At 42.7% G+C, this 431-nt stretch carries 1 protein-coding gene; it reads left to right on the top strand.

The window, feature by feature from the left end; genetic code table 11:
• A partial coding sequence (locus tag ACYP5M_RS26505; RefSeq protein ID WP_459735732.1) for an NAD(P)/FAD-dependent oxidoreductase occupies nt 1–431 on the top strand: 431 nt, incomplete at both ends.

The raw sequence follows: 431 nt of genomic DNA, 5'->3' as shown, positions 1-431 counted from the left end.
GGTTACGCTGGATTGCTATCTGCCTTATCCGTACGTGAATATTACAAAAGAGATGAAGTGCAGGTTACAGTGGTGAACCAATTTCCAACGCACCAAATCATCACCGAATTGCACCGTCTTGCAGGCGGATCCATTTCTGAACAAGCCGTTTCCATTCCGTTGGAAAAGCTTTTCAAAGGAAAAGATATCGACCTTGTCATTTCCAAAGTGGAGTCTTTCTCAGTCGATAACAAAGAAGTGAAACTTGCCAATGGTTCCACTTTATCTTATGATGCCCTGGTTGTTGCTTTGGGAAGCCAAACAGGATTCTTCGGCATTCCGGGACTTGAGGAAAACAGCATGGTCTTGAAATCCGTAAATGATGCAAACAAGATTTACAAACATATCGAAGATCGCATTCGCGAATATGCACAAACGAATAATGAAGCGGA

It is taken from the genome of Peribacillus sp. N1 (assembly GCF_054600815.1).
The sequence above is the reverse complement of the archived record's forward strand: the minus strand, read 5'-3'. Positions and strand labels throughout refer to the sequence as shown.